The organism is Gilliamella sp. Nev6-6 (assembly GCF_001690605.1).
GTDB classification, from domain to species: domain Bacteria; phylum Pseudomonadota; class Gammaproteobacteria; order Enterobacterales; family Orbaceae; genus Gilliamella; species Gilliamella apicola_C.
Genome location: NZ_LZHP01000080.1, coordinates 1 through 5,953 on the forward strand (window position 1 = coordinate 1; position 5,953 = coordinate 5,953).

At 36.3% G+C, this 5,953-nt stretch carries 6 protein-coding genes; all 6 read left to right on the plus strand.

What is annotated here, in order from left to right; genetic code table 11:
* Window positions 1-486: hypothetical protein (locus A9G42_RS09635; protein WP_065653304.1), on the plus strand; the 486-nt coding region annotated here is incomplete at its 5' end.
* 301 nt (window positions 487-787) lie between these two features.
* Window positions 788-895, plus strand: coding sequence for a VENN motif pre-toxin domain-containing protein (locus A9G42_RS14830; RefSeq protein ID WP_442903201.1), 108 nt, complete (start codon window positions 788-790; stop codon window positions 893-895).
* Window positions 896-1,257: 362 nt separating this feature from the next.
* Window positions 1,258-2,850 (plus strand): bifunctional phosphoribosylaminoimidazolecarboxamide formyltransferase/IMP cyclohydrolase, encoded by a 1,593-nt coding sequence (gene purH / locus A9G42_RS09640; RefSeq protein WP_065653305.1) that lies wholly within the window; start codon window positions 1,258-1,260, stop codon window positions 2,848-2,850.
* A 115-nt stretch (window positions 2,851-2,965) separates the two neighbouring features.
* Window positions 2,966-4,264: a phosphoribosylamine--glycine ligase gene (gene purD / locus A9G42_RS09645; RefSeq protein WP_065653306.1), complete on the plus strand. Its 1,299-nt coding sequence runs from the start codon at window positions 2,966-2,968 to the stop codon at window positions 4,262-4,264.
* A gap of 189 nt (window positions 4,265-4,453) precedes the next feature.
* Complete coding sequence (locus A9G42_RS09650; RefSeq protein WP_065582471.1) at window positions 4,454-5,209, plus strand: PAAR domain-containing protein; 756 nt, start codon at window positions 4,454-4,456, stop codon at window positions 5,207-5,209.
* 15 nt (window positions 5,210-5,224) lie between these two features.
* Window positions 5,225-5,767, plus strand: coding sequence for a DUF4225 domain-containing protein (locus A9G42_RS09655; RefSeq protein WP_255307298.1), 543 nt, complete (start codon window positions 5,225-5,227; stop codon window positions 5,765-5,767).
* Window positions 5,768-5,953 lie beyond the last annotated feature (186 nt).

Sequence of the window (5,953 nt, forward strand, 5' to 3'; positions counted from 1 at the left end):
GGTACAGACAGTGATATGAAATTATTTTTTGATTGTATTTCATATTATCTGCTGCCGAAATATCCTAAAGAAGATTGGTCTATTTTAACAGACCGTTTATATCGTCGATATTTAAAATTAGAAGAGCTAGATACGGCTGAATCTTTAATGAAATTGGTCGAGGAAGAGTTTAAACAGTTAGATAGAGATGCCATTGATTGGGGGCCTATTTTATCAGGTAAAGCCAAAAGTGATTTAGACAGAACAAAATCAACTTTATATGATATTTTTGATGATTACTTTTATGCATTTCATCAGTGTGTTGAATCCGCCAAGATGAATCATGAATGGTTTAAATCAGAACCCGATTATAAGTATCGACCAGTAATGGTATGCATGGCTCAAGTGCCTTATGTTGTTGATTATAGACATATATCTTTATCTGTTTTTGATAACTTAGGCGCGGATGAAAAGCCGATTTGGTGGACAGGAAAAATTCCTAAATAGCGAATATTTTTTTGATTTATTGGTTTTCAGCTTTGGCAAGATATCGCTTAGCTGAAACCAACATCTCATAAAAAGGCAAGAAACAATCTAAAACAAGCTCAACAATAACCCAAAACCAAATCCAACCAAACAAAAAAACAAAACAAAACAAAACAAAACGGTATAGACTCCTGAATTATTTTTACAAAATTAGTTGTAATTATCTTTTAACTTACGCTTTAAAGGCAATGTCATCACCAATCAAATACATTCTCAAGATTCCCAAAAAAGTGAGGAACGGTGTTTTTGAAAGCTTAAAATCATAAAAAATAACAGTCTCACCGAAGCAGAAAAACAAAACATCAGCGCATTATCGCAACTGGCAGCAGGCCTTGCTGCTGCTAGTATGGGGGGGATGTGGGTGATATAGGCACTTCAATTGCTGCTGGCAAAAATGTGGTTGCGAATAATTTATTAAGTAATAAACGTGGCGTTTAAAGATTGATAAGGAGAGTGAAAAAATCAAAGATATTGTTGATTATGATGAATTAGGTAAGTTGCAGCAATATAACGATTGTAAAACAACACACCTAAAACCAGTTCAATTAAGAAACAGTAAAAATTTTATTTTTATATTGCAACGTGAGTTTACCTATAAGTTTTGCGATTAAAGCAAAATATTATCATTTATTGTTTCGATATTTTTTAATAACTTAATGCTAAACATCTATTGCTAATTTATATATAATGCTTTAACAATTTAAATTTTAGATATCAATTTCGGAGCCTCTTATGCAGCAGTTTCGTCCTATCCGCCGTGCTTTACTTAGTGTGTCCGACAAAACGGGTATTTTAGCGTTTGCTAAAGCTTTATCAGAACGAAATGTGGAACTGCTTTCAACTGGGGGAACAGCAAAATTATTAATCAAAAACCAAATACCAGTAACCGAAGTTTCTGACTATACAAAATTTCCAGAAATGATGGATGGACGAGTTAAAACGCTACATCCCAAAATACATGGAGCAATTTTAGGACGTAGAGGTATTGATGATAAAGTTATGCAGCAACACCAGATCGAACCTATCGATATGGTGGTTGTTAATCTTTACCCATTTGCACAAACTGTTGCTAATCCACATTGCACATTGGATGATGCTGTTGAAAATATTGATATTGGTGGACCGACAATGGTTCGATCTGCCGCAAAAAATCATAAAGATGTCGCCATTGTAGTTGATAGTTGCGATTATACCAATATTATCAATATGATGGATGAGAATCACAATTCCCTTTCTTTTGAATATCGTTTTAATCTTGCTATTAAAGCTTTTGAGCATACAGCAAAATATGATGGTATGATTGCCAACTATTTTGGGAAATTAGTGCCGCCTTATATGGGGCAGACAAATGAGCCAGCGGGCGAGTTTCCTAGAACGTTAAATTTGCAATTCATTAAAAAACAAAATATGCGGTACGGCGAAAACGCCCACCAGCAAGCGGCTTTTTATGTTGAAGAAAATGTTAAAGAAGCATCAATTGCAACTGCAAAACAACTGCAAGGTAAAGCACTTTCTTATAATAATATTGCGGATACCGATGCTGCGCTTGAATGTGTGAAATCGTTTGATGAGCCTGCTTGTGTGATTGTAAAACATGCCAATCCTTGTGGTGTAGCAGTCAGTGATAATATTTTGCACGCTTATGAAAACGCTTTTAAAACCGATCCAACATCGGCTTTTGGTGGCATTATTGCTTTTAATCGTCAACTTGATGCTAAAACTGCAAAAGCCATTGCCGATAAACAATTTGTAGAAGTCATTATTGCACCATCCGTTACTCAAGAAGCACTTGCAATTATCCAAGCTAAAAAAAATGTACGCGTACTTGAATGTGGTGAGTGGACAACATCATCGCCTGCTAGTTTAGATTTTAAACGTGTTAATGGTGGGCTTTTAGTTCAAGAACGTGATTTAGGCACAATAGACGAACATCAATTAACGGTTGTCACTAAGCGTAAACCAACAAAAAAAGAGCTTTCAGATGCACTATTTTGCTGGAAAGTGGCTAAATTTGTTAAATCCAATGCCATTGTTTATGCAAAAGATAAAATGACAATAGGTATTGGCGCAGGTCAAATGAGCCGCGTTTATTCAGCCAAAATTGCTGGAATTAAAGCGCAAGATGAGAATCTAAATGTTGCTGGTTGTGTTGTGGCTTCCGATGCCTTTTTCCCATTCAGGGATGGAGTCGACGCTGCGGCTGCCGCAGGTGTAACTTGCGTAATTCAACCAGGCGGCTCTATTCGTGATGACGAAGTCATACAAGCGGCAGATGAACACAATATTGCGATGATGTTTACTCATATGCGCCATTTTAGACATTAATTGTTAGTAAAATGAGTGGGTATTAACTCACTCAAAATAAATTACTACACTGGGTTTTGTAAAACATAAAAATTTACAATCCTTTTTTCAGATTTTAGTATTCAAAGGATCTTTTATGAAAGTTTTAGTCATAGGTAATGGTGGGCGTGAACACGCACTTGCTTGGAAAGTCGCACAATCACCATTAGTATCAAAAGTCTTTGTCGCTCCTGGCAATGCAGGTACTGCACTTGAACCTAGTTTAGAAAATATTAATATTAAAGCAACTGATGTTGGCGGTTTGCTCAATTTTGCGCAACAAGAACAAATTGATTTAACAATTGTTGGTCCTGAAGCGCCACTCGTTATTGGTGTTGTTGATAGTTTTCAAAAAGCAGGATTAAAAATATTTGGTCCATCAAAGTCTGCTGCGCAATTAGAAGGATCTAAAGCATTCACCAAAGATTTTTTAGCTCGACATAATATTCCAACAGCCGAATATCAAAACTTTACAGAAGTTGACCCCGCTATTGCTTATATACGTCAGAAAGGCGCTCCAATTGTGATTAAAGCCGATGGGCTTGCTGCGGGTAAAGGTGTTATTGTAGCAATGACACTCAAAGAGGCCGAAGATGCCGTGTGCGATATGTTAGCGGGTAATGCTTTTGGGGATGCTGGCCATCGAGTGGTTATTGAAGAGTTTCTAGAGGGCGAAGAGGCGAGCTTTATTGTCATGGTCGATGGCAAAAATGTTGAGCCAATGGCAACAAGCCAAGATCATAAACGTGTTGGCGATGGCGATACGGGCTTAAATACTGGTGGTATGGGCGCTTATTCCCCAGCGCCAGTGGTTACTGATGCCGTTTTTCAACGAATTATGGATGAAATTATTTACCCAACCGTTAATGGCATGGCACAAGAAGGGAATGTCTATGTTGGCTTTTTATATGCTGGTTTAATGATTGATAAAGAAGGCAATCCAAAAGTTATTGAGTTTAATTGCCGATTAGGCGATCCTGAAACACAACCCATTATGATGCGATTGCAGTCAGATCTAGTGAAACTTTGTGTAGCGGCCATTGATGGTAAGCTTGATACCGTCAAATCCAAATGGGATTCAAGATCAGCCTTAGGTGTAGTGCTAGCTGCAGGCGGTTATCCAGGCGAATATAATACGCAAGATGTGATTCTTGGACTCCCCACAGAGGCAACCGATAATTGCAAAATTTTCCATGCGGGAACCAGTTTAGAAAAAGGTCGAGTATATACCAATGGTGGGCGAGTACTGTGTGTTACTGCCTTGGGCAATACCGTACTTGAAGCGCAGCAACGAGCGTATGAGCAAATAAAAGATATTTACTGGCATGGCTGTTTTTATCGTAAAGACATTGGTTATCGTGCGATTGAGCGAGAACAACGCAGTCATAAACCATAATTTTTTAAAGTTACGCCATTGTAGCTTTTAATGACGTTGTAATAGGTATGAACGAAAAATTATCACAACAGCAATCAGTTTTTTATTCAATTTTTTTAAATTAGAAAACGATATCTAATAGTAAGCTTAATTTTATATAGATTATATTGATAATATTTTAACGATTAAATTTGTTTAGTAGAAAAAGGGATGAATAAATTATTAGCCATGTTGGGCGATGATACGACAACTGGTGGTAAAGTAATTTCTGCATCAAATAGTGGTTTTTCTCAAGGTCAAGGTATCGCATGCTTAGGCGATTACGCAAGTTGTCCTAAATGTACAAAAGGATATGGTTCCATTATTGAAGGAACATATGATTGTATTGTAGATGGTAAACCGGCTGCCTATGATGGTTGCATTGTGGCTTGCGGATGCCCAATAGGAAATAATCGAATTATCACAACTAAAAGCTTTGCTTATGTGAATGTTGTAAGCTCTTCATCAGCAAAGAGCGCAAGTTTTAAAATACCTAGCCCTTCAGAAACGTTATTACCTATCTTTCAAAACCTAATGTATACGCAAAGTGACTCATCACTTGAAATGAGTGATGACACCTCAAAAATTCGATTGGACGCCAAACGCTTAATGGACTGCGCCCACGAAGTATGTGAAAAACACCTTTATTATAACGAAATAAAACAAGCTTTTATTGATGATGTTGATACATATGCCATGAATATTTTCAATAAAGTTGAAAGTGGTGAAATGAGTTATGAGGAAGGCGCAAAGAAAATAAAGACTGAAGAAAATAATTTATGGGAACAAAGTCTTGTATGGGTGAAAAACGGTTTGTTTATTTTCGGTAGTGCGGGAATGAGTACAGGTGGGTTTGCACTTTGTTCCGTGGGTTGGACATGTTTTATTGGAGCCCCCATGATAGCGCATGGAGTAAATGGAATATAGGAAGGAACCGCTGGAATTGTTAATGGTGCTATTAACGAAATTGAAGGTGGCAACAGAAGTATGGAAGTTGATGGACCTTTAAGAAGTGGATATAAATATGCAGCCGAGGCTTTAGGTTTCGATTCTTCAATTGGCGATATAGCTTATGATAGTTTAGATTTAACGATGTCAGTAGGAAATCTCTTTAAATTAGTGCCGAAAAAATTTAATAAATTGGGTGATCCGACATTTAAACTCTTTAGATATGGCCGCAGTGATTTAGAAAGTGCTTATAAACAAATGAGTAAAAAATTATTAGCTCTGGAAGCAATGATTGATGTAAAGGCTTTATATGATTTATCTAAAAAATTAATAAACGCTTTTATACTTAATAAAGATACCAAACAAGTAAGTATGGTTGTTAAAGAGCCTGAAACAATTATTAATGTTAGACAAATTGTTGAGAACTGTTCATTGATAATCACAATAGGTAATGACGATGCACCCGATTATTATAGCTGTGAAAGCAGTGATGGTTCAACATATCGAAAAGATAGAGATGGTAATATTATAAAATAAGGTCGATGTGCATGAGTATTTTAGTCTGTATAAGTTATTATTTTTTATCTATCGTTGGATTCTTTATTCGGTACTATTTTTCGGGATATATTGCAACGGACTATGCTAATGATAAAACGTTAAATCGTAAACGACGTTGGGCTATTTTTTATTTTTATTTTATTTTTTTATATAGCTTATTAATGA

Coding starts and splice junctions, on each gene's coding strand:
- purH (WP_065653305.1), top strand. CDS start 1,258: ATGCAGCAGTTTCGTCCTATCCGCCGTGCTTTACTTAGTGTGTCCGAC.
- purD (WP_065653306.1), top strand. CDS start 2,966: ATGAAAGTTTTAGTCATAGGTAATGGTGGGCGTGAACACGCACTTGCT.
- A9G42_RS09650 (WP_065582471.1), top strand. CDS start 4,454: ATGAATAAATTATTAGCCATGTTGGGCGATGATACGACAACTGGTGGT.